Origin of the sequence: Haloarcula sp. Atlit-120R, from assembly GCF_003665885.1 — an archaeon.
GTDB lineage: Archaea > Halobacteriota > Halobacteria > Halobacteriales > Haloarculaceae > Haloarcula > Haloarcula taiwanensis.
Window position 1 is genome coordinate 141,291 of the sequence record NZ_QPLN01000002.1, and the last position, 21,805, is coordinate 163,095.

Below are 21,805 nucleotides of genomic sequence, written 5' to 3' on the forward strand. Positions count from 1 at the left end.
CTTCGCAACTACCAAATAGCCGCTCTGGCAACGCTCACATGATTAGAGAATGCCACGGCCAGAAGTTCTTGACAGGATACAGGAGGCCGAGCAGGAGGCCGACGAGATCGTCGCAGAGGCCGAACAAGACCGCGAAGACCGCATCGCGGAGGCTCGGGAAGAGGCCGAGGAGATCCGCGAATCAGCGCGGGATGAGGCCGACGCGGCCGCAGAAGACCGTCTTGAAGCGGCTCGCGAAGAGATCGAGGCCGAGCGCGAACAGATCATCGAGGACGGCGAGAGCGCTCGCGAAGACCTCGAACAGCAGGCCAGTGAACAGATCGACGAGGTAGTCGAATACGTCACAGACCTGTTCGAGGAGGCGGTGCATGCTCAGACCTGAGAAGATGTGCCGCGTCTCGGTGACGGGGTCGAAACGCGCGATGGAGCAGACAATCGAGGCCGTCCACGACCTCGATATGCTCCACGTCACCGAGTATGACGGCTCCTGGGACGGATTCGAACCCGGGAACTCGCTCGAGGGAACCAACGAGGTCTCGGATAAGCTCGTCACGGTTCGCTCGCTCCAGTCAATTCTGGATGTCAGTGAGGAGGACGCCGGTCCGACCCGAGTTGTCACTGACGAGGCGATCGAGGAGCAACTCGACGAGGTGCGGACGGCGGTCAACGAACTCGACGACCGGCGCGACGATGTCCGTGATGAACTCCGGGCCGTCGAGGACCGGATCAACACGATGGCCCCGTTCGTCACGCTTGGCATCGATCTCGACCTGCTCCGTGGCTACGACTCGCTGTCAGTCGTCGTCGGCGAGGGCGACAGCGACGAGATCGAGACCGTCCTTGCAGCTAGCGACATCGAAACGTTCGAGCTGTTCACCGAGGACGGCGTCGTCGCCGTGTTCGCACAGGCCGACGAAGACGCTCTGCAGGACGCACTGGTCGGGGCGACGTTCTCCCGGCTCGAAGTCCCAGAAGGCGACGGCGACCCGACGTCATATCTCGAAGAGCTGGAACACGAGAAACAGCAGCTCGAATCGAAGCTCTCGACCGTCGAAGACGAACTCAATGAACTCCGTCTCGACCACGCCGGATTCCTGCTCGCAGCCGAGGAGAAACTGGCTATCGAGGCCCAGAAGGGCGAAGCGCCGCTCACCTTCGCGACGACGGAAAACGCCTTCATCGCCGAGGGGTGGATTCCGAACGAGCGCTACGAGGAGTTCGAGCAGGCCCTTTCGAGCGCTGTCGGCGATGCTGTCGACATCGACAGGATCGAAATCGCCGAGTACGACAGCGACGGGCACGCGGAGTCTCACGAGGAAGTCGAGCGCGAGGGCGGCAACGGCGGCGAACCGGTCGGCAGTTCGGTCGATGCTCCCGAGCCGGAGAGCGAGCGCCAACCGCAGGAAACCGTCGCTGACGGCGGCGTCATCACGATGGGCAGCGACGACCCACCGGTCATTCAGGACAACCCGAGCGGCGTGCGACCCTTCGAGGACCTCGTCGAGGTCGTCAACCGACCGAAGTACGGCGAGTTCGACCCAACGGTCGCCTTCTTCCTGACGTTCCCGGCCTTCTTCGGGTTCATGATCGGTGACCTCGGCTACGGGCTCCTGTACCTCGCACTCGGATACGGGCTGTACTCGAAGGTTGACAGTGACGTGCTCAAAAGCCTGGGCGGCGTTGCGATGTGGGCCGGTGGCTTCACCGCGCTGTTCGGTGTGCTGTACGGTGAGGTGTTCGGCTTGCACACCATTTCGAACGTCTTCTGGCCCGCGCTGGGATTCAAGAGCGCGCCGATGCACAAGGGACTCCAGCCGCACTACGCCGACTACGCGCTGGCGTGGCTGACAGTCAGCCTGCTTGCCGGGACGGTCCACCTCGCTGCGGGCTGGATATTCGACTTCATCGAGAACCTGAGCCACAGCCTCTGGGACGCCGTCACCGAAAGCGGGTCGTGGCTGCTGATGCTGTTTGGCCTCTGGGCGTGGGTGTTCTCCGGCGCGAACGGTGCAGCGCCAGACTTCCTCTATACCGCTGAGGCAGGTGTCTTCGCAGGGAATCCGTACGCATGGGGATTCACTGGGCTGCCAGCGATCAATCTCTTCACGATTCCGGGACTGGGTGCGCCGTTCTCGGCGTGGCTCATCCTCTTCTTTGCCGGCCTCGTGCTGCTGGCGCTCGCCGACCCAATCGAGGTCGTCGAGTTCCTCAACGTGCTGGTGAACGTCCTGTCGTACACGCGGCTGGCTGCCGTACTGCTGGCCAAGGCAGGGATGGCCTTCGTGGTCAATCTGCTGTTCTTCGGCGCGTACTCACACGACGGTGAGTTCCACTTCCTCATCGGGCACGGGCCTGAGTGGGCAATCTCCGAATACGGCGCGGAAGCGATCATGTTCCCCGGGCTCATCCACTCCGGTATCGCCGCCGCGCTGGTCGGGGTTCTCATCCTGGTCATCGGGCATCTACTCGTGCTGGTGCTCGGCATCACCAGCGCCGGACTCCAGGGCGTCCGACTTGAGTACGTGGAGTTCTTCGGCAAGTTCTTCGAAGGCGGCGGGAAGCGGTACAACCCGTTCGGCTACGAACGCACCTACACGACCGAGGACTGACCGCGCGCTTCCTTTCTATTCGGGCTAATCGCCGCTGTTTACTGCCGGTTTTGCCAATTTCGTTGCGGGTGTCGACTGCTACACGCTCACAACCGACCACAGCTGAGCCGCTAAACCGCCCGAACAGCACGCTGACGAACCGTTTTGGGAAGCTTTATGAACTACGTGGATTCACATACGCCTGTTCGGACACGAGCAATTCCAGAGACTACACATCCATGATCGAAACCATCGCACTCCTTGTCAACGCAGTACTGCAGGAAGGTACCGCCAGTGCTCCAGCTATTCCGGCTTCAGCCGGCGCAGCGCTTGCCGTCGGACTCGCCGCGCTCGGTTCGGGGTATGCGGAACGTGGGATCGGGGCCGCCGCCGTCGGCGCAATCGCAGAAGACGAGAGCATGTTCGGCCGCGGACTCATCCTGACAGTCCTGCCGGAAACGCTCGTCATTCTCGCGCTTGTCGTCGTCTTCGTCGTCTAACAACACTCCGTCTTTTCCAATAATGAGCCTTCAAACAGTCGTAGAGGATATCCGCGACGAGGCCCGCGCGCGTGCTCAGGAGATTAGCGACGAGGCCGACGAACGTGCCGAGGAGATTATTGCTGATGCCGAGGCCGACGCCGAGCAGATCCGAGAGGATCGCGAGGCAGAGGTCGAGCGGACCATCGAGCAGGAGCGAGAGCAGCGGCTCTCCTCCGCGAAGCTCGAGGCCAAACAGGCTCGGCTCAACGCCCGGCGTGACATCCTCGAAGACGTTCACGGTGACGTCGAGGACGCGCTTGCGGCCCTCGAAGGGGACAGACGAGAGGAACTGACACGCGCACTGCTCGACGCCGCTGTCGAGGAATTCGGCGACAGCGACGAGCTGTCGGTGTACGGCCGTGCGTCGGACCAGTCGCTTCTCGAGGATGTACTCGATGACTACGATGGCGCGACGTACGCCGGCGAACGGGACTGCCTCGGCGGCGTCGTCGTCGAGAGCGGTGAGTCACGGGTCCGTGTGAACAACACGTTCGATTCCATCCTGGAGGACGTCTGGGAGGACAACCTGAAAGCAATCAGCGACCGCCTGTTCGAAGACCAATGAGTTCGCGAACGGGAACGAGCGGCCAGGGAAGCAACTACGAGTACGTCATCGCACGGGTTCGTGCCCGCAGCGCATCCCTGTTCGACGATGACGACTACCGGAAGCTGGTCCGCATGGGGACGGGCGAAATCGCCCGCTTCATGGAGGAAACAGAGTACGAGACCGAGATGAACGCGCTCGGCTCCCGGTACGACGGCGTCGACCTCGTGGAGTACGCGCTGAACCGTAACCTCGCGAAACACTTCGACGACCTGCTTCGCTGGTCCGAGGGGGCGCTGTACGACTACATCGCCCGCTACCTGCGGAAGTTCGACGTGTGGAACGTCAAAACCGTTATCCGCGGGCTCTACTCGGACGCAGAGCGGACGGAGGTCGAGGACGACCTCATCCGGGCCGGCGAGTTCGCCGACCGCCGCATCGAGGACCTGCTGAACGCCGGTTCTATCGAGGAGGTCGTCGAGCAACTCGACGACACCATCTTCGGCGAGTCACTGGCCGAGGCGTTCGACGTGTACGAGGAAAGCGGCGTCCTCGTGCCCCTGGAGAACGCGCTCGACCGCGCCTTCTACGAGACGTTGCTGTCGGGACTGCCGGACAACCCCGAGGTCGACAGTCCGACCGGGCTGTACGTCGAGTTCCTGGAGACGGAAGTCGACTTCCGCAACCTCCGGAACGCGCTCCGGCTGGCCCGCAGCGGCGCGGACATCGACCCCTCGGAGTACTTCATCGAGGGCGGCCAGCTGTTCGATGCCCAGGAGGTCGCACAGCTGTCGACGAATCTCGACCAGTTGGTCAGTGCCGTCCGCGAGAGCAAGTACGGCGAGGACCTCGATCAGGCGCTGTCGGCGCTTGAGGAGGCCGACAACCTCATCGACTTCGAGCGGGCGCTGGACGCGGCGCTGCTCGAATACGCTGACCGGCTCTCGAACCGCTATCCGCTGTCGGTCTGTCCGGTGTTGTCCTACGTTCTCGCGAAGGAACGCGAGGTCGACAACATCCGGGCCATCGCCCGCGGTCGCGAGGCCGGTCTCGGCCCCGACGAAGTCGAACAGGAGCTGGTGATACTATGAGCCAGGAAATCGCTGTCATCGGCAGCCCGGAGTTCACGACGGGCTTTCGGCTAGCTGGCGTCCGCAAGTTCGCGGACGTGCCTGCCGACGAGAAAGACGAGCAACTCGACGAGGCCGTCGAGGAGATGCTCAACGACGACGACGTCGGCATCGTCGTAATGCACGACGACGACCTGTCGCACCTCTCACGCGGTGTTCGGCAGGACGCGGAGACGAGTGTCGAGCCAGTGATGGTCACGCTCGGCGGCGGCACTGGGAGCGGCGGACTGCGTGAACAGATCAAGCGAGCCATCGGTATCGACCTGATGGACGAAGACTAACCATGAGTCAAGCAACAGACACAGACGTCCGCGAGGACGGCATTATCGAAAGCGTCTCGGGACCGGTCGTAACGGCTCGGGACCTCGACGCCCGGATGAACGACGTCGTTTACGTCGGCTCGGAAGGGCTGATGGGCGAGGTCATCGAGATCGAAGGAAACATCACCACGATTCAGGTGTACGAGGAGACCTCCGGTGTCTCCCCCGGCGAACCCGTCGAAGGGACGGGCTCGCCCCTCTCCGTGGACCTCGGGCCGGGCATGCTCGACGCCATCTACGACGGCGTCCAGCGCCCGCTCGACGTGCTCGAAGAGAAGATGGGGTCGGCGTTCCTCGACCGCGGCGTCGACGCGCCGGGCATTGACCTGGAGAAGACCTGGGAGTTCACCCCCGAAGTCGAGGAAGGCGACGAGGTCGAAGCCGGCGATATCGTCGGCACTGTCCCTGAGACGCCCAGTATCGATCACAAAGTGATGGTCCCGCCCGACTCCGAGGGTGGCGAGGTCGTCGCCATCGAATCGGGCAACTTCACCGTCGAGGAGACGGTTGTCGAACTGGACAGCGGCGAGGAAATCCAGATGCACCAGGAGTGGCCGGTGCGCCAGCAGCGGCCGACCGTCGAGAAGGAGACCCCGACGGAGCCGCTCATCTCCGGCCAGCGCGTGCTGGACGGCCTGTTCCCGATTGCGAAAGGCGGGACGGCCGCCATCCCGGGTCCCTTCGGCTCCGGGAAGACGGTCACCCAGCACCAGCTCGCCAAGTGGGCCGACGCTGACATCGTCGTCTACGTCGGCTGTGGCGAGCGTGGCAACGAGATGACCGAGGTCATCGAGGACTTCCCGGAACTGGAAGACCCGACCACCGGCAACGCGCTGATGGACCGGACCTGCCTCATCGCCAACACGTCCAACATGCCCGTCGCGGCCCGTGAGTCCTGTGTGTACACGGGAATCACCATCGCGGAGTACTTCCGTGACATGGGCTACGACGTGGCGCTGATGGCCGACTCCACCTCCCGGTGGGCCGAGGCCATGCGCGAAATCTCTTCCCGGCTCGAGGAGATGCCCGGCGAGGAGGGGTACCCCGCGTACCTCTCCGCTCGCCTGAGCGAGTTCTACGAGCGTGCCGGGTACTTCGAGAACATCAACGGTACCGAGGGTTCGGTCTCGGTCATCGGGGCCGTCTCGCCGCCGGGCGGGGACTTCTCGGAGCCGGTCACCCAGAACACGCTGCGTATCGTCAAGACGTTCTGGGCGCTGGACGCCGACCTCGCCGAACGCCGGCACTTCCCGTCTATCAACTGGAACGAGTCGTACTCGCTGTATCGCGACCAGCTCGACCCGTGGTTCGAGGAGAACGTCCGGGACGACTGGCCGGAGACGCGCCAGTGGGCCATCGACACGCTGGATGAGGAGGCCGAACTGCAGGAAATCGTCCAGCTTGTCGGGAAGGACGCGCTGCCGGAAGACCAGCAGCTGACGCTGGAAATCGCCCGCTACCTGCGCGAGGCGTGGCTCCAGCAGAACGCCTTCCACGACGTCGACACCTTCTGTGAGCCCGAGAAGACCTACCGCATCATGGACGCCGCCAAGACGTACAACGATGCGGCCTTCGAGGCGCTCGATGCCGGCGTTCCCGTCGAGGAAATCACCGACATCGACGCCGCGCCGCGGCTCAACCGTATCGGCGTGCAGGAGGACTACAACGAGTACATCGACGAACTCGAAGACGACATCGAGTCACAGCTCAGGGAGCTGTACTAACAATGAAAGAGTACCAGACAATCACGGAGATCAGCGGACCGCTGGTGTTCGTCGAGACCGACGAACCGGTCGGCTACGACGACATCGTCGAAATCGAGCTCAGCGACGGCGAGACCCGCCGTGGCCAGGTGCTCGAATCTGCGAGCGACTACGTCGCCATCCAGGTGTTCGAGGGGACCGAAGGCATCGACCGCGACGCCTCGGTTCGCTTCCTCGGCGAGACGATGAAGATGCCCGTCACCGAGGACCTCCTCGGGCGGGTCATGGACGGGACCGGCCAGCCCATCGACGGCGGCCCGGAAATCGTTCCTGACGAGCGCCGCGACATCGTCGGCGAAGCCATCAACCCCTTCTCGCGGGAGTACCCCGAGGAGTTCATCCAGACGGGCGTCTCGGCCATCGACGGCATGAACACGCTCGTCCGCGGGCAGAAACTGCCGATCTTCTCCGCCTCCGGCCTGCCCCACAACGACCTCGCGCTCCAGATTGCGCGACAGGCGACGGTGCCGGAAGAGGAAGACGGCGAAGACGACGAGGGTTCGGAGTTCGCAGTCATCTTCGGCGCGATGGGTATCACGGCCGAAGAGGCAAACGAGTTCATGGACGACTTCGAGCGCACCGGCGCGCTGGAACGCTCGGTCGTCTTCATGAACCTCGCGGACGACCCGGCCGTCGAGCGGACGATTACGCCGCGGCTGGCCCTGACGACCGCCGAGTACCTCGCCTTCGAGAAGGACTACCACGTCCTGGTCATCCTGACGGACATGACCAACTACTGCGAGGCGCTGCGCGAAATCGGTGCCGCGCGTGAGGAGGTCCCGGGCCGCCGTGGCTACCCCGGATACATGTACACCGACCTGGCCCAGCTCTACGAGCGCGCCGGTCGAATCGAGGGCCGCGAGGGCTCCGTGACCCAGCTCCCGATTCTGACGATGCCCGGCGACGACGACACGCACCCGATTCCGGACCTGACCGGGTACATCACCGAAGGCCAGATCTACATCGACCGCGACCTCAACAGCCAGGGCATCCAGCCGCCGATCAACGTCCTGCCGAGCCTGTCGCGGCTGATGGACGACGGTATCGGCGAGGGGCTGACCCGCGCCGATCACGCCGACGTGAAAGACCAGATATTCGCCGCGTACGCGGAGGGTGAGGACCTGCGCGACCTCGTGAACATCGTCGGTCGCGAGGCGCTGTCGGAACTGGACAACAAGTACCTGGACTTCGCCGACCGCTTCGAAGAGGAGTTCGTCGATCAGGGCACCGACACGGCCCGCAGTATCGACGAGACGCTCGAACTCGGCTGGGACCTGCTCTCGATGCTCCCGAAGGATGCGCTGAACCGCATCGACGAGGATCTCATCGAAGAGCACTACCGCGAGGACGAGACCGCAGAAGCCGTCGAAGCGTAACGACGGCCCTACATCTCACGGCCGCCCGTCGTTTGTACCTAATATTTTGGGTATGCCACTATTTGCCTTTGAGTGCCTAATGTAAACTGCACTATGCCAGCACCAGGGAGCGAAGGAATTTGGCTGTGGTTAGGTACAGCGGGCATGTTCCTCGGCATGCTATACTTCATCGCGCGTGGCTGGGGTGAAACCGACAGCCGGCGCCAGAAGTTCTACATCGCGACAATACTTATCACGGCAATCGCGTTCGTGAATTACCTCGCGATGGCACTTGGCTTCGGGCTGACAATCGTTGAGTTCGCCGGTGAGGAACATCCAATTTACTGGGCGCGGTACAGTGACTGGCTGTTTACCACGCCGTTGCTGTTGTACGACCTTGGACTGCTTGCAGGGGCAGACCGTAACACTATCACGTCGCTCGTCAGCCTCGATGTGCTGATGATCGGGACCGGTCTGGTTGCGACGCTGAGCGCAGGCAGCGGCGTGCTGTCGGCCGGCGCGGAACGGCTGGTCTGGTGGGGCATCAGCACCGCCTTCCTGCTGGTCCTGCTGTACTTCCTGTTCAGCTCGCTGTCCGGCCGGGTCGCAGACCTGCCAAGCGACACGCGTAGCACGTTCAAGACGTTGCGCAACCTCGTCACCGTCGTCTGGCTGGTCTATCCGGTCTGGTGGCTCGTTGGTACCGAGGGAATCGGCCTCGTCGGTATCGGGATCGAGACAGCCGGCTTCATGGTCATCGACCTCGTCGCGAAGGTCGGCTTCGGTATCATCCTGCTCCGGAGCCACGGCGTGCTTGACGGCGCGGCCGAGGCGACCGGAACTGGCGCAACGCCTGCAGACGACTAACCGCTGCCGTTCGTCGACCTCGTTTTTTCGGTGTCAGTCCGGAAGCGGCAGCGCTCGGACCGAAATAACTGGAAACCGTTAACTGCCTACGTCGAAAAGAGGCCCGTAATGGCTAAGGACGTCAAACCCACGCGCAAGAATCTGATGCAGATCGAGGACCGCATCGAGCTGTCCGAGCGTGGGCACGACACGCTGGAGAAGAAGCGTGACGGCCTCATCATGGAGTTCATGGACATTCTGGATCAGGCGCAGGACGTCCGTGAAGATCTCGACGATTCCTACGAGCGGGCCCAGCGCGCGATCAATATGGCCCGGGCGATGGAGGGTGACGTGGCTGTCCGTGGGGCCGCTGCAGCGCTGAAAGAACACCCCGAACTGACGACCCAGTCGAAGAACATCATGGGCGTCGTCGTCCCGCAAATCGAGTCCAGCAAGGTTCGAAAGTCACTGGACGAACGCGGCTATGGCGTTATGGGGACCTCGGCCCGTATCGACGAGGCTGCCGAGGCATACGAGGAACTGCTCGAAAACATCATTCTCGCCGCCGAAGTCGAGACGGCGATGAAGAAGATGCTCGAAGAGATCGAGACCACGAAACGCCGTGTCAATGCCCTCGAATTCAAGCTCCTGCCCGACCTCTATGACAATCAAGAGTACATCGAGCAGAAACTCGAAGAGCAGGAGCGCGAAGAGATCTTCCGCATGAAAAAGATCAAAGCAAAGAAAGAAGAGGAAGAAGACACGCTCGCGGCCGAAGAGGCAGCGGAAGAAGAGCCCGAAGCGGTCACTGCTGACGACTGAACAGAGAGCCCGTCCTGACCGGTATCGTTTTTGCGGTTTCCCGTCCGTGGATGAGTATGTCCTGTCCCGACTGCGGTGGCGACCTCGTCTCGATTCCGGTTCCGGCTGATCTCCAGCAGTATCTCCCCGGCGACGCACCGGGGGCCAGCGTCTGCCGGTCCTGTCTGGCACTGCACCCAGAGACGGAGCCGCCCGCTGATGTGCCCGACCTCACAAGACTCGACAGTGCAATCCCCACTGCCGATGGGGCAGCGATCCCGGTGGTGTTGCTCGTCGGTCTGCTCGACTCGCTTGCGATGCACCGCGAGGAGATCACCGCGCTGCTAGAGCGAATCGAGCGCGAAGGCGTCGACCCGCTGCTGGTGCTGGATCGGCTTGCCGCAAGCTACGGGGAGGCGGCCCATGTCGACCTCGGCCGTCGCCGTCGGCAACTCGAACAGTTGCTATAACAGAACTGACGGTGTGAACGACGCGTTAGACGCCTGTCGAGTAACGCAGCAAGCCGGCGACGCCGCCAAAAGCGGTCAGCAGCTGTTCGCCTTTTTCGAAGTCAGTCGAGATGAACACCGTCTCTGTGCCCCGCTGGTCGGCCAGTTCCATCAGGTGGTCGATGGCGTCTTCGCGCTCGCCGTCCTCGGCGTCGACGGTGGCTCCACAGCGGGTACACTCGTGGTCGTCGGTCGCCGCGTTGCTGTTGATGAGGTCGTACTCGTCGTGGCCGTTCTCGCAGGTGTAGGCGACCACGTCCTTCCGGAGGTCCTCGGAGATGAGCAGCTGTTCGACCGCACCCATGTTGAGGTTCTGGCGGGTCTGGTCGAAGCCGTAGGTGGCCTTGTCCCCGTTGTGGAGCTGCTTGAAGAAGTCCTCCATGAGCTCCTTGTCCCGGAGCATCTCGTGTTCGGCCAGCACCTCGTCGGCTGCGTCCACGAGGTCGTACAGGCCCGACTCGTCGGTGTAGGCAACGTCGAACTTCCCCAGCACCATGTCCTGTAGCTCGTGGTGGAGGTAGTCGCCGTCGAGGAACTCGTCTTTCGTCGGTGAGGGGCCACCGACGAGGATACCGTCCAGGTCGTGGCGGTCGGCGACGAACAGGTCGTTGGCCATCCCCGCGACCTCCTGATAGAAGTTGTCGATGGCTTCCAGTCGGAGGCGGGCGAACCGCTGGGCGGACTGCCCACCTTTCCGCTGTTTGCCCGGAACCAGCGACGAGGCGGACTTGACGGGCTCGACGCGTTTGCCCTTCAGCCAGCCGACGTTAGCCTCGCGCCGGTCGAGCACGATGAGACCGAACAGCCCTTTGTCGGCCAGCATGTGTTCCAGTGGCTCGGTGAGAAACTCCGAGTCACAGTGATAGCGGAACGATTCGATAGGGTCTGGCGGGGATTCGAGGACCTTGGTCACCATGTCGGTCCGGCCGCCGCCGGTGTCGAACGCCCCCGAGAACAGCACTAGGCCGTTCTCCGGCGGCGTGTTGTCGTAGTATCGAAGCCGGTCTTTGATGGAAGTCAGCGCGTCTTGGACCGCGGTGCGGGTGTCCTTCGACTTGATGTTCGAGGCCTCGGAGTGCTCTTGGGTGACGTGGGCGACGACGTCGCTTATCTGCTTGTCCTCGGGGACGTAAATAGAGACCAGCTGGGTGCCCGAACCCTGGTACCCCTTGAGTTCCTCTATGACCTTCCGGAACTCGTATTTCTGCTTGTCAGATTGTTCCTGTTCCTGCTGCTCGCTCATTACTCTCTGTTGGCCGAGGTGGCGTAAGAACCTGTTGACAGCGAGGGGCGCGAACGGAGTGAGCCGTCCTCGTGCCGGAACGGTGACCGGTGGGTGCCGTGGAGGAAGGGGCGAGGGGCACGCGAAGTGCGGTCCTCGGATACCCAGCGGGAGGAACGACCTGCGTGGCCGTGGAACTGACTAGTCTGTGCGGCGCCTCCCGGAGCGGTTCGACAATTGACAGTCGCATTTATATGACTGCCTGCATTGTACCCAAGCAATCAGACTATGGCGGGGTACGTGTGTACGATTGCGGGCGGCAAGGGCGGCGTCGGGAAGACGACGACCGCGGTAAATCTCGGAGCTGTCCTTCAGGAGATGGACTACGATGTGGCTGTCGTCGACGCGGATCTGGGGATGGCGAACCTCGGCTCGATGCTCTCCGTGGAGCCGGAAAAGAGCCTCCACGAGATTCTGGCCGGCGAGGCTGCCGTGAGTGAGGCTCTGACCGATGCACCGGGTGGGCTCACGGTGATTCCGGGTGAACAGTCGCTCGAAGCGTTCGCGGACGCTGACCCCGCAAAGCTCCGGAAAGTCATCAAGACGCTCCGAAATGCCTACGACGTGGTGCTGATCGACACTGGGGCCGGACTGAGCCACGAAGTTGCCGTGCCGCTCGGGTTGGCCGACGGAATCGTCCTCGTCACGACTCCCGACGACGTTGCGGTGGGTGATACGGTCAAAACGGCCCAGCTAGCGAACCGAATCGACGGGATCGTCCTCGGTGCGATCATCAACCGTGCGACCCGCCACACTGATGTCGCGTCCATCGCCGAGCAGATGGAGTTCCCGCTGCTCGCGGTCATCCCGGACGACCCGCAAGCGACGACCGAAGAACCGCTTGTGCTCAACGCCCCCGAAAGCACGGCTGCAGACGCCTACCAGCGGCTGACCGAGGCGCTTGAGGGTGTGTTCTTCCGGGGCGAGAGTCCCGAAGTAGATGTTGAGACCATACTTGATGATGAGTGGTTCCTTGACGACACCGACGACCGCTCAGATGTCGACGACGACGAGGACTCGGGCGGCGTGTTTGGCCTGTTTAATTGACGGTTCTGTACCGCTTGCTGTTCCGGTCGCAGCCCGCCGCTCCGACCGCATTTCACTACGTTTGGGTTTCCGGAAGCGGCGGCCACAGCGTTGCGACCGTTTCCTGGATGAGCTGGGTCTGTGCTCGGCGCAGTCGTTCGGAGAGCGACGACGCAGAGATGTCCAGTTCCTGTGCCACGGCAGCCAGTGGTGCACGTCGCGGAATCTCGAAATACCCCATTTCGTATGCCGTCCGTAGCGCTTCGAGTTGGCGGTCAGTGAGCCCGTTACCGGGCGGCTTCGGCTCCGCATCCCGTGTCAGCCGCTCCAGTTCGAAGTCCGCGTTTCGCTGCCAGAACGAGGCGAACTCGGTGAACGCTGCTCGATCGGCGAACCAGCCCATTTGCACCCACCCATCTGCAGTCACGGTTATCTGCTCGATACTAGCGTCTGCTGTGGCGAGTGCTTCAAGCCCGTCCAGGTCGTCAATTTGGTCGCCGAGTTGCGCCTCGAAGCTCAGCGCCGGCACTGCCTGATACCGCTGGGTATCGCCTGCCGTCCCGATGCGCGTCCACTCCTGTACGTCGTAGGCGTCAGTGAGTGCCCGCTCGACAGCTTGCTCGGAGCTACCCGTCACCGTGGCAAGAAACAGCGGACGACGGCCGTGGTTGTACTGGAGGGAAAGGGTAATCGACGCTTCGGGAACCGTCTCTGCAACCGACACGAGCGGCAACGCATCGCAGTATATCTGAAACTCTGCAACGAGCCCCATACGCTAGCGTTTTTTGCGAGGGTGAAGCGACTGTCGGAACAGAGCGCCAGCGGGGCTGTGAGTCCTGACTTTGACACCCCGTTTTAAACGGCCCAATCACTGAGAGAACGGCTTAGCCCGACCGCGCTCGACCGTACTATTGTATGCAGCAAGCACAATCCACAGACGAGATCGATGTCGAATTCGAGCGTTACGGCGACGGACAGCCACTCATTCTCTTACACGGCGGGATGGCCCCCACCGAGTACTGGGAACCGGTCATACCGGCGTTCGAAGGCTACAGCGCTGTCGTCCCCCAGCGACCTGGGTTCGGGACCTGTCTCGACTCTCCCGCAGAAACGAGCGCCGACGAGGTACTGGCTCGCGAGGGCAGGTACGTCCGGGCACTTACCGATGCCGTCGACGGAGACCCAATCTTGTTCGGCCACTCCTACGGCGCGCTCACCGCTATCGAGGCCGCGGCGGCTCTGTCGGTCGAGGCAGTCATCGCGTACGAACCGGCAGTACTTCCCGCTGAGTACCGGGCCGATGCCGACCTCGCCGACCAGATGGCGTCGCTCATACGGGACGGGGCGCGCGAGGAGGCGGTGAAACGCTACATCGAACATGTCCTCCACCCCGACGGCATCGACGACCTCGACGCCTGGCTAGCGGACTGGCCGGTCTGGCCTGACTGTGTGGACCTTGCCGAGGAGGTCGTTCGGATGAACCGGTCCGTCGAACAGTACCAGCTCCCAGACCGCCTCAATGTCGACGCGCCCACTCTCGTTCTGGCCGGTACCGACGGGCCGGACTTCCTCCGACAGAGCGCTCGGTCCGTTCACGAGGCACTGCCACGGAGTCGATTCGTCGAGTTCGAGGGCGTCAGCCACAGCGGTCCCGCCGAGGCACCTGCACTGATCGCGGCGGAAGTCGACACGTTCCTGCAGAACTAGGCCGACTCGACAGACGTTTCGCGGCAATCGCGTCCGTCACACCGGATCCCCGGCCCAGACCGCTCCTACATCGAGGTCGGTGCTTCGACGCCCAGTGCGTCAAGCGCGTTCGCAATCGCGGTTCGCGTCCCGTCGACGAGCGCCAGCCGCGCAGCGCGGGTCTCTGGGTCGGCGTCGAGGACCGGGCACTCCCGGTAGAAGGCGTTGAACGTCTCGGCGAGGTCGCGAGTGTAGGTCGCGACGGTGTGTGGCGTCAAGTCGTCTGCGGCCGCCTCGATGACAGCGGGGAACCGGGCCAGCTCGCGAAGCAGGTCCCGCTCTTCCGGGTCCGACAGCGGGTCGAGTGCGGGCTCGTCGGGGATGTCAGCCTCCACGTCCGAAAGAATGCCACAGCACCGTGCGTGGACATACTGAACGTAGGGTGCGGACTGGGCCTCGAAGTCCAGCGCGCGGTCCCACTCGAAGGTGATGCCCTTCGTCGGCTGTTTCGAGACGATGTCGTAGCGCACCGCGCCGATGCCGACTTGGCGAGCGATGCGGTCGATGTCGTCCTCGTCGAGGTCGCCGCGGGTCCGGTCGTCGAGTCTGGCCTCGACCTCTTCGCGCGCGCGGTCGATAGCCTCATCCAGCAGGTCGTCGAGGTCGATACCGGTCCCCTCGCGCGTGCTCATGCCGCCTTCCGGGAGGTTCACCCAGGAGTAGAACACTTGCCGGAGCTGGTCGGTGTCGTTGTCGAGCAGTTCGAGCGCTGCCGAGAGCTGGTCGGCCTGCAGCTTGTGGTCTTCACCGAGCACTGTCACGGCGCGGTCGTAGGTGTCGAACTTCCACTCGTGGTGGGCCAGGTCGCGGGTCGTATACAGGGAGGTGCCGTCAGAACGCAGGAACACGAGGTTCTTCTCGAAGTCCGGCAGGTCTAGCTGCCATGCATCCTCCTCGTAGACGGCGCAGTCGAGCGCTTTCAGGCGGTCGACCAGGTCGTCCGTATCGCCGTTTCGCATGAACCGCGTTTCCTTGACGAACTCGTCGAACTCTGCCGGGAGCCGACCGAGTGTGTTCTGCATCCCGCCTAACACAGTGTCGACGACCTCGGCGACCCGTTCGTACGTCTCCTCGTCGCCGTCTTCGAGACCCTGCAGAATTGACTGTATCTCGGTCTCTGCTTCCTCGACTTCTTCGGGGTCCCCCTCTTCGAGGACGGTGTTGCCCTTCCGATAGTACCGGACCATCTCGTACTCCGGAGAGTCGCGCTCGGGTTCGGGCAGGGCGTCCTCGTCGAAGGTCTCGTAGGCCCAGGTGAACACCGCGATCTGTCGACCTGCGTCGTTGACGTAGTAGTGTCGGTCAACGTCGTAGCCGGCGTAATCGAGCACCCGGGCGACGGCGTCACCGATGATGGGGTTACGCGCTCGCCCGACGTGGACCGGGCCGGTCGGGTTTGCGGAGGTGTGTTCGACGACGACGCTAGTGTCGCGGTCGGGGAGCCGGCCGAACTCGCTCTCCGTGACCGACTGCAGGGTCTCGGCGAAGTACGTCTCGCTCGGGAGAAAGTTGACGTATGGTCCCTGTGTCGTCACGTCGCTGACGTAGGTGAGGCTGTCGGCGTCGATTGCCTCGGCGATGTCGCCGGCGACGTTCGGCGGCGCGGTACCGACCTCGCCGGCCAGCCGGAAGGCGACGCTCGACGCTAACACAGCGTCGACATCCTCCGGTGGCTCCTCGATACCGAGGTCTTCAGCCGGCAGGTCGAGGGTTGTGAGTGCGTCGGCGAGGGCGTCCTCGACCTCCGCACGGAGCTGCAGGAACATACGCCCGGCTTTCGCGGCGGGGAGTAAATGGGTAACGAAACCCCGACCGTCACAGAGGCCCGGTCGACTTTACAGCCACAGTAACCGCCGCTAGTCTGGCAGCCGTCGAGCGAATCAGAGACGACAGTCCGCCTCAGGTCAGGAGCCGCGGGCCAAACACCATTAACAGGAGGCCGCTGATCATCGACACCGTGATGGCAATCGAGACGGCCGTCGTCACCCGCCGCCCGTCCGAGACTGGCAGCCGCGAGACGAACGATTCAGTCGACGCCCGAAGAATATGACCCCCGTCGAGCGGGAACGTTGGGATGAGATTGAACTGGCCGATGACGAGGTTGATCCAGCCGGTCCAGAAGAGGACGTTTGCGAGCAGGAACACCGGCGTCGCCCCGAGCGCCCCGAGCGGGCCCTGAACAGTGTAGAAGTTCGTCGCGATTCCGGTGAAGCCGGCAAAGTTGTAGCCGAAGCCGCCAGCGACGCCGATGAACGGAAGCAAGAGCGTGCTGAATATCCGCTGTGCGAACGAGAACTCGGAGACCGATGTCGGTGTGTCAGGCGAGCCGCCGATGAATTCAAGAAACGCCGCCGCGGGGTAGGCGTCGATGCCGAAGTCACTGACCTGGATGCCGCTGATACCCTGCTGGATGCCGACACCGATGATGCCGTTGTCGACCTGTTCGCTCTCGGCCATCGTTAGCTCGTAGGTTTCCCGCGAGTCGTCGACGTAGCCGGTGACCGTCACTTTGTCGCCGGGCTCTCCACCTTCAAGCGCCTGGATCAATGCGGCCCCGCTGTGCGTGCGCTCCCCGTTGACCGCGGTGATGATCATCCCTTCGCCGCTTGGCGCTCCGTCCCCGGCGAGCGGGCCGTCTTCAGCGACCAGCACGTACGCGCCGAGTGGAGTCGTGACCGTCTCCCCGGACTCAGTTTCGAGCGTCGCGACGGGATGGGTTCGGGCCGCCTGCTCGAACTCACTGCGGGTCGCCACTGCGGTCCCGTTGACAGAGACAATTGTCTCACCAGTTCCGAGTGGCGCACTCTGAAGCGCCGCGGAGACGACAACGGAGCGTTCGACGGTGACGGGTTCGGCATCTTTTCGGGCCACTTCGACAGTCTGTGCATCGCTTTCGCTGAGCACCGATTCGAGTTCCTGCTGGTTTTCGACAGACTGGCCGTTGACCGCTGTGATAACGTCACCTGACTTGATGTCCGAATCAGCGGCGGGGGTTCCACTGATTGGGCTTCCGACCGGAACGCCATCGACGACAGAGATAGCACCGGCAACTGGTCCGAACAGCAGCAGGAGCGTGATGATAGCGAGCGCGAAGTTGTTGGTCACGCCGGCCGTGTACATCCGGGTTTGTGAGCCGCGGTCGGTACGGAGGAGTTCGTCTTCGTCGGGTTCGACGAACGCCCCGATCGGAATAATCGCCAGCAGGGCAAGCCCCATCGACTCGATGCTGATGTCCTCGACCCGACAGAACAGTCCGTGGCCACCCTCGTGGACGACGAGGCCGAGCAATAGCCCGAGCACGATTTCGGGTGCGACCGACAGCGGGAGGAAGTCGTTCACGCCGGGAATCGCCAGCGCGTTTCGTGGCTCGTTCAGTGCCGAGGGCTGTGGGTTGACGAGCGCCTGGTAGGCTCCGAGCGCAACGAGGAGAAACGAGCCGACCATCACGACGAGGCCGAACCCGACGCCGAGGTTCCCCCAGGCGCGCCAGAACCGCTTTGGCCGCGCGAGCCAGTCGAGAACTGCCTTGCCCTTCTGCGTGTGGATCGTCGTAATCGGGCCGCTAAAACGGATATACTCGGGTACAACGCCGCGAGTCCGTAGCGCCATCGCGAGGAGGGTGTAGGCGACAAGGCCCGCGAGGACCCACGTCAACGTACTCACCATTTATCAGAAGATAGGTTTAGCCAAGCAAGAGGGTTTGGTTTGGGACACACTGCTGGCACAGAGCGGCTAACGGTGAAGTGACCTCGCCGCAAACGACCACACAATGTACGACCACATTCTCATTGCTGTCGATGGGAGCGACGAATCCGTCGCCGCCGCACGGCGTGGCCTCGAACTGGCGATGGACTTTGACGCGACTGTCGAGGCGGTGTATGTCCTCAATCAACGAGCGCGCAGGCTTACGCGAACGGACCCCGAGAGCGCCCGTCTCCGAGACCACGGCGAGTCGGTCCTCGCGGAAATCGAGTCACTCGCAGCCGATATCGGCCAGCCGGTCACGACAGAACTGCTGGCGGGAAAACCGAGCGTGCAGATAGACACGCGCGCTCGTGATACTGATGCCGGACTCATCGTTCTTGGCCGACAGGGGATAACTGGCCTCGGGAAGCGACTCCTCGGTGGCGTCACTGAACAGGTCTTACACCGGTCCGCGGTGCCTGTCCTCGTCGTTTCAAACGGGCCACAGCCGGACGACTTCGATTACTCCCGGCTACTGCTGCCGACTGATGGCAGCGAGAACGCTAAGGCGGCGACGGAACACGCTGCGGAGGTTGCGGGCCGGTACGACGCGACGGTACACGTGCTCAACGTCGTTGATATCCAGGCCGCCGGCGGCGCGTTCAACGCTGGCGGGCTGGATCAGACGTTCCTCGAACGACTCGACGAGAACGGACGTGACGCCGTTGCAGCAACCGCCGACGAAATCGGACAGTTCGCCCCAGATGTATCGGTTGCAACCGCGGTGGAACGAACGGACTCCCTCAACGGCGTCGCCGACGGCATCCGCGAGTACGTCTCGGACCAAGATATCGACCTCGTCGTGATGGCATCACACGGCCGCTCGAACCTGAAACGCCAGTTGCTCGGTAGCGTCACATCGCGACTTGTCAGAACTACCGATGTCCCCGTACTTGTGACACCCCGTTCGACCTGAGCAGGTGGACGAACCACCTGTTCTATGTATCGTGGGAACGTACCGCAAACCGGTGCCGGAACATGCCAGAAACATGTGGAATCTGTGGCGAGATGGTCCCTTTCGACGCGACCGTCCATGCACTGATTCACACGCATAGCGAGACCGGCGTCATCGACGCGTACGTCTGTGAGGACTGTTACGACGAACGGCTCGGACCGATGTTCGACCGACCAGATACGCAGCAACAGTCGTCCTGAACGCGCCGTTTCGCTCTGGTGGCAGCTCGGTAAGACCTGCTTACTCAGGCTCACTCGTTCTGACGGAACCGTTCCACGACGAACTCTCGGTCCAGTTTCGCGATGAACGTCCCGAGCTGTGGGCCTTCGGTGTCGTCGAACAGCAGCCGGTAGCCGGCCGAGAAGAACTCACCGATGTCGATGTCGTTTCGCTTCGCCGTCTCGTAGATCTCCGACTGAATCGCTTCTCCGTCGTGGCCCTCTGCGATGAAATCGGCCAGTTCGTCCAGCGCGGCCGCCGTCTCGTCGTCGAATGACACGTCGGGCATCTCGGCGCGCTTGAGTTCGTAGTTGAATTCGTTGTTCGTTAGGCTGGCCCACTCCTGGGCGCGTTCGACGCGGGCAAGCGCCTGCTCGACGGCCCACTCTGGCGCGTCGTCCGGGATGTGACCTTCCTTCCGGGCGATCTGCTCCCGGAGCGCCGGGTCATCCGTCATCCCGAGCACGGCCGCGAACGTGTAGGGGATCCGCACCCGCTGTTCCTGCGGTTCGTCTACGACCATCGGGTAGGCCTGCTCAGCGAGTTCCAGTTCGTCATCACTCCCGTCTGTCTCACCGAAGTAGCGCCGCTCAAACCGGTCGAACTCGTCGACGAGCTGGTCAACGTTCTCGACGGAGAAGTCCCGCTGCTTCCGCGGGTTTTTGACGAAGAAGTACTTGAACACCTCCGGTTCAAGAATGTCGAGCACTTCGTCGACAGTAATGACGTTGCCGGATGACGAGGAGAGCGGCTCGCCGTCGAGCGTGAACCACTCGTACACCATCGGGACCGGCGGCTGGATGTCAAGTACGTTCTCGGCAACATCTTCGCCGGAGGGCCAGGACCCCTCGGCGTGGTCCTTGCCGAACGGCTCGAAGTCGACGCCCAGAATCTCCCACTGGGCGGGCCACTCGAACCGCCACGGGAGCTTGCCCTCCCGGAGCGAGGCCGTGCCTTCGTGGCCACAGCCCTCGATTGTCTGGTCGCCGGCCTCGACGTCTTCACAGACGTACTCGATTTCGCCCGCGTCTACGTCGACCGCGGTGACGCCCTCGGTGAGCTTCCCGCATTCGGCACACTGTGGCAGGAACGGGACGTAGTCGTCGCCGACCTTGTTCTGATACTCGGCGAGCACCTCGCGGGCGCGGCCCGCGCGTTCGAGCACGCGGCGCGTGACTGCTTCGAACTCGCCGTCGGCGTACAGCTCCGTGTTCGAGACGAACTCCACGTCGACGCCGACCAGTTCGGCGCTCTTTCGCAGGAGCGTCGTGAAGTGCGCGCCGTAGGAGTCACAGCAGCCGAGGGGGTCCGGGATGTCTGTGTAGGGCTTCCCGAGGTTCCGCCCGAGCGCGCCGGCGTCAACCTCCCCGAGGCCGACGACGTTCCAGTCGAGGTCGGCGAGCTGTCGGGGGACCGCACGCAGGCGGTCTTTGTCGTCGGCGGTGAACACCTGCTGGACCTCGTGGCCGCGGTCCCGCAGCGCTTCGGCGACGTAGTAGCCCCGCATAATCTCGTTGAAGTGGCCGATGTGGGGGACACCCGACGGCGAGACGCCGCCCTTGATGACGATTGGGTCGTCGGGGTCACGCGCCTCGATGGCGTCGGCGACAGAATCGGCCCAGAACGCACGGGAACCGCCCCGGCCAACCTCGTAGGGGTCTTCCGCCATCTATGCCTCCGGGAGGATCTCAGACCCTTCGAACTCGCCGTCTTCGACCGCGCGCACGACGCGGGCTGGGTCAGCGCCGTCGAGCACTATCGTCCGGATACCGGACCGCTGGATGATTTTCGCGGCGAGCAGGTCGACCGGTGCGCTGCTACCGGCATCCATTTCGATGTCGGCGATCACATCGACGAGTTCGTCAGCGCCGAGTACGTCGAACCGCGTCGCGTCGCCGTCCTCGTTCGGGTCGGCGTCGTAAACGCCCGGAACAGACGTAGCATAGACGAGCAGGTCAGCGCCGACGTACTCCGCGAATGCGGCCGCCACGGCGTCGGTGGTCTGTGCGGCGACGATCCCCCCGAGAACAGGGATGTCCCCGCGACGGATGGCTTCTCGCCCCTCGTCGTAGCTCTCCGCGGGTGTCGGTGCCGCGCGGTCGTCCAGGGCGGCGATGAGCAGGCGGCCGTTCAGCCGCGTGACGGCGATGCCGAGCTGGTCGAGTTCGATCTCGTTGGCGCCAAGGTCGCGGGCGCTGCCGATGTAGTCACGTGCGGTCGGCCCGCCGCCGACGACGGTTCCGAGTGTATGCCCCTGTGCATCGAGCGACTGGATGGCGTCGGCGTAGTCGGCGACCCGGTCCGCATCGAGGTCCGGGGCCAGTACGCTTCCGCCAATGGAAACGACGACTTTCATTAGCCCGCCGTAACCGCGATGCACTCTTAAGGGTTGTCAAGGCCACTGACTGCCGTCTCTATAGACGGCCCCTTCTGGC

The 21,805-nt window shown here is 63.3% G+C and carries 21 protein-coding genes; 15 read left to right on the forward strand and 6 right to left on the reverse strand.

All coding sequences use genetic code 11. The features are described from left to right. Positions 1–49: 49 nt before the first annotated feature. The 11 genes from ahaH (at position 50) to DVK01_RS08040 (ending at position 10,359) form a co-directional block, all read left to right on the forward strand. Positions 50–382, forward strand: a complete 333-nt coding sequence (gene ahaH, locus DVK01_RS07990; protein WP_101349146.1) for an ATP synthase archaeal subunit H — start codon at positions 50–52, stop codon at positions 380–382. Further along, the gene (locus tag DVK01_RS07995; RefSeq protein ID WP_101349147.1) at positions 369–2,609 is read left to right on the forward strand and encodes a V-type ATP synthase subunit I; all 2,241 of its coding nucleotides are present in this window, start codon (positions 369–371) and stop codon (positions 2,607–2,609) included. Before ahaH ends, DVK01_RS07995 begins: the two co-directional genes overlap by 14 nt. A gap of 218 nt (positions 2,610–2,827) precedes the next feature. Continuing rightward, positions 2,828–3,088, forward strand: a complete 261-nt coding sequence (locus DVK01_RS08000) for a F0F1 ATP synthase subunit C (RefSeq protein ID WP_004518385.1) — start codon at positions 2,828–2,830, stop codon at positions 3,086–3,088. A gap of 22 nt (positions 3,089–3,110) precedes the next feature. Further along, entirely contained in the window at positions 3,111–3,695 is a 585-nt protein-coding gene (locus DVK01_RS08005; RefSeq protein ID WP_101349148.1) for a V-type ATP synthase subunit E, read from the forward strand. Continuing rightward, positions 3,692–4,765 (forward strand): V-type ATP synthase subunit C, encoded by a 1,074-nt coding sequence (locus tag DVK01_RS08010; RefSeq protein ID WP_101349149.1) that lies wholly within the window; start codon positions 3,692–3,694, stop codon positions 4,763–4,765. The genes DVK01_RS08005 and DVK01_RS08010 overlap by 4 nt, the downstream gene beginning before the upstream one ends. Then, on the forward strand, positions 4,762–5,085 hold the full coding sequence (locus DVK01_RS08015) for a V-type ATP synthase subunit F (RefSeq protein ID WP_053966473.1): 324 nt from the start codon (positions 4,762–4,764) through the stop codon (positions 5,083–5,085). Before DVK01_RS08010 ends, DVK01_RS08015 begins: the two co-directional genes overlap by 4 nt. A 2-nt stretch (positions 5,086–5,087) precedes the next feature. Beyond that, on the forward strand, positions 5,088–6,848 hold the full coding sequence (locus DVK01_RS08020) for an ATP synthase subunit A (protein ID WP_101349150.1): 1,761 nt from the start codon (positions 5,088–5,090) through the stop codon (positions 6,846–6,848). A 2-nt stretch (positions 6,849–6,850) separates the two neighbouring features. Then, on the forward strand, positions 6,851–8,263 hold the full coding sequence (locus DVK01_RS08025) for an ATP synthase subunit B (RefSeq protein WP_004964535.1): 1,413 nt from the start codon (positions 6,851–6,853) through the stop codon (positions 8,261–8,263). A gap of 93 nt (positions 8,264–8,356) precedes the next feature. Further along, complete coding sequence (gene cop3 / locus DVK01_RS08030; RefSeq protein WP_101349151.1) at positions 8,357–9,109, forward strand: cruxrhodopsin Cop3; 753 nt, start codon at positions 8,357–8,359, stop codon at positions 9,107–9,109. Positions 9,110–9,217: 108 nt separating this feature from the next. Continuing rightward, the gene (locus tag DVK01_RS08035) at positions 9,218–9,910 is read left to right on the forward strand and encodes a V-type ATP synthase subunit D (RefSeq protein WP_101349152.1); all 693 of its coding nucleotides are present in this window, start codon (positions 9,218–9,220) and stop codon (positions 9,908–9,910) included. 56 nt (positions 9,911–9,966) lie between these two features. Continuing rightward, positions 9,967–10,359, forward strand: a complete 393-nt coding sequence (locus DVK01_RS08040; protein ID WP_101349153.1) for a DUF6276 family protein — start codon at positions 9,967–9,969, stop codon at positions 10,357–10,359. Between the two features lie 25 nt (positions 10,360–10,384). Here DVK01_RS08040 and prf1 read toward each other — a convergent pair whose 3' ends face one another. Continuing rightward, a complete protein-coding gene (prf1, locus tag DVK01_RS08045) occupies positions 10,385–11,641 on the reverse strand; it encodes a peptide chain release factor aRF-1 (RefSeq protein ID WP_101349154.1) in 1,257 nt (418 codons plus the stop codon). A 267-nt stretch (positions 11,642–11,908) separates the two neighbouring features. On the opposite strand from prf1, the gene DVK01_RS08050 reads away from it, so the two are divergent. Next, positions 11,909–12,727, forward strand: coding sequence for an AAA family ATPase (locus DVK01_RS08050; protein WP_101349155.1), 819 nt, complete (start codon positions 11,909–11,911; stop codon positions 12,725–12,727). 55 nt (positions 12,728–12,782) lie between these two features. On the opposite strand, the gene DVK01_RS08055 is transcribed toward DVK01_RS08050, so the two are convergent. Beyond that, positions 12,783–13,478, reverse strand: coding sequence for a helix-turn-helix domain-containing protein (locus DVK01_RS08055; protein WP_101349156.1), 696 nt, complete (start codon positions 13,476–13,478; stop codon positions 12,783–12,785). Positions 13,479–13,621: 143 nt separating this feature from the next. On the opposite strand from DVK01_RS08055, the gene DVK01_RS08060 reads away from it, so the two are divergent. Further along, complete coding sequence (locus DVK01_RS08060) at positions 13,622–14,413, forward strand: alpha/beta fold hydrolase (protein ID WP_101349157.1); 792 nt, start codon at positions 13,622–13,624, stop codon at positions 14,411–14,413. 65 nt (positions 14,414–14,478) lie between these two features. Here DVK01_RS08060 and argS read toward each other — a convergent pair whose 3' ends face one another. Together argS and DVK01_RS08070 are read right to left on the reverse strand one after the other, a co-directional pair. Next, positions 14,479–16,218 carry an arginine--tRNA ligase gene (argS, locus tag DVK01_RS08065; RefSeq protein ID WP_101349158.1) on the reverse strand — a complete coding sequence of 580 codons (1,740 nt, stop codon included), beginning with the start codon at positions 16,216–16,218 and terminating at the stop codon, positions 14,479–14,481. Between the two features lie 133 nt (positions 16,219–16,351). Next, on the reverse strand, positions 16,352–18,118 hold the full coding sequence (locus DVK01_RS08070; RefSeq protein ID WP_121536283.1) for a site-2 protease family protein: 1,767 nt from the start codon (positions 18,116–18,118) through the stop codon (positions 16,352–16,354). A 103-nt stretch (positions 18,119–18,221) separates the two neighbouring features. On the opposite strand from DVK01_RS08070, the gene DVK01_RS08075 reads away from it, so the two are divergent. Together DVK01_RS08075 and DVK01_RS22175 are read left to right on the forward strand one after the other, a co-directional pair. Then, entirely contained in the window at positions 18,222–19,112 is an 891-nt protein-coding gene (locus DVK01_RS08075; protein ID WP_101349160.1) for a universal stress protein, read from the forward strand. Positions 19,113–19,174: 62 nt separating this feature from the next. Beyond that, positions 19,175–19,351 carry a hypothetical protein gene (locus DVK01_RS22175; RefSeq protein WP_198560213.1) on the forward strand — a complete coding sequence of 59 codons (177 nt, stop codon included), beginning with the start codon at positions 19,175–19,177 and terminating at the stop codon, positions 19,349–19,351. A gap of 50 nt (positions 19,352–19,401) precedes the next feature. Here DVK01_RS22175 and lysS read toward each other — a convergent pair whose 3' ends face one another. Then, positions 19,402–21,039 (reverse strand): lysine--tRNA ligase, encoded by a 1,638-nt coding sequence (gene lysS / locus DVK01_RS08080; RefSeq protein ID WP_101349161.1) that lies wholly within the window; start codon positions 21,037–21,039, stop codon positions 19,402–19,404. Continuing rightward, a complete protein-coding gene (pyrH, locus tag DVK01_RS08085) occupies positions 21,040–21,726 on the reverse strand; it encodes a UMP kinase (protein ID WP_101349162.1) in 687 nt (228 codons plus the stop codon). Between the last annotated feature and the right edge of the window lie 79 nt (positions 21,727–21,805).

Bases quoted from the DNA above. Each gene is read 5' to 3' on its own strand.
- ahaH (WP_101349146.1), top strand. From the start codon at position 50: ATGCCACGGCCAGAAGTTCTTGACAGGATACAGGAGGCCGAGCAGGAG.
- DVK01_RS07995 (WP_101349147.1), top strand. From the start codon at position 369: ATGCTCAGACCTGAGAAGATGTGCCGCGTCTCGGTGACGGGGTCGAAA.
- DVK01_RS08000 (WP_004518385.1), top strand. From the start codon at position 2,828: ATGATCGAAACCATCGCACTCCTTGTCAACGCAGTACTGCAGGAAGGT.
- DVK01_RS08005 (WP_101349148.1), top strand. From the start codon at position 3,111: ATGAGCCTTCAAACAGTCGTAGAGGATATCCGCGACGAGGCCCGCGCG.
- DVK01_RS08010 (WP_101349149.1), top strand. From the start codon at position 3,692: ATGAGTTCGCGAACGGGAACGAGCGGCCAGGGAAGCAACTACGAGTAC.
- DVK01_RS08015 (WP_053966473.1), top strand. From the start codon at position 4,762: ATGAGCCAGGAAATCGCTGTCATCGGCAGCCCGGAGTTCACGACGGGC.
- DVK01_RS08020 (WP_101349150.1), top strand. From the start codon at position 5,088: ATGAGTCAAGCAACAGACACAGACGTCCGCGAGGACGGCATTATCGAA.
- DVK01_RS08025 (WP_004964535.1), top strand. From the start codon at position 6,851: ATGAAAGAGTACCAGACAATCACGGAGATCAGCGGACCGCTGGTGTTC.
- cop3 (WP_101349151.1), top strand. From the start codon at position 8,357: ATGCCAGCACCAGGGAGCGAAGGAATTTGGCTGTGGTTAGGTACAGCG.
- DVK01_RS08035 (WP_101349152.1), top strand. From the start codon at position 9,218: ATGGCTAAGGACGTCAAACCCACGCGCAAGAATCTGATGCAGATCGAG.
- DVK01_RS08040 (WP_101349153.1), top strand. From the start codon at position 9,967: ATGTCCTGTCCCGACTGCGGTGGCGACCTCGTCTCGATTCCGGTTCCG.
- prf1 (WP_101349154.1), bottom strand. From the start codon at position 11,641: ATGAGCGAGCAGCAGGAACAGGAACAATCTGACAAGCAGAAATACGAG.
- DVK01_RS08050 (WP_101349155.1), top strand. From the start codon at position 11,909: ATGGCGGGGTACGTGTGTACGATTGCGGGCGGCAAGGGCGGCGTCGGG.
- DVK01_RS08055 (WP_101349156.1), bottom strand. From the start codon at position 13,478: ATGGGGCTCGTTGCAGAGTTTCAGATATACTGCGATGCGTTGCCGCTC.
- DVK01_RS08060 (WP_101349157.1), top strand. From the start codon at position 13,622: ATGCAGCAAGCACAATCCACAGACGAGATCGATGTCGAATTCGAGCGT.
- argS (WP_101349158.1), bottom strand. From the start codon at position 16,218: ATGTTCCTGCAGCTCCGTGCGGAGGTCGAGGACGCCCTCGCCGACGCA.
- DVK01_RS08070 (WP_121536283.1), bottom strand. From the start codon at position 18,118: ATGGTGAGTACGTTGACGTGGGTCCTCGCGGGCCTTGTCGCCTACACC.
- DVK01_RS08075 (WP_101349160.1), top strand. From the start codon at position 18,222: ATGTACGACCACATTCTCATTGCTGTCGATGGGAGCGACGAATCCGTC.
- DVK01_RS22175 (WP_198560213.1), top strand. From the start codon at position 19,175: ATGCCAGAAACATGTGGAATCTGTGGCGAGATGGTCCCTTTCGACGCG.
- lysS (WP_101349161.1), bottom strand. From the start codon at position 21,039: ATGGCGGAAGACCCCTACGAGGTTGGCCGGGGCGGTTCCCGTGCGTTC.
- pyrH (WP_101349162.1), bottom strand. From the start codon at position 21,726: ATGAAAGTCGTCGTTTCCATTGGCGGAAGCGTACTGGCCCCGGACCTC.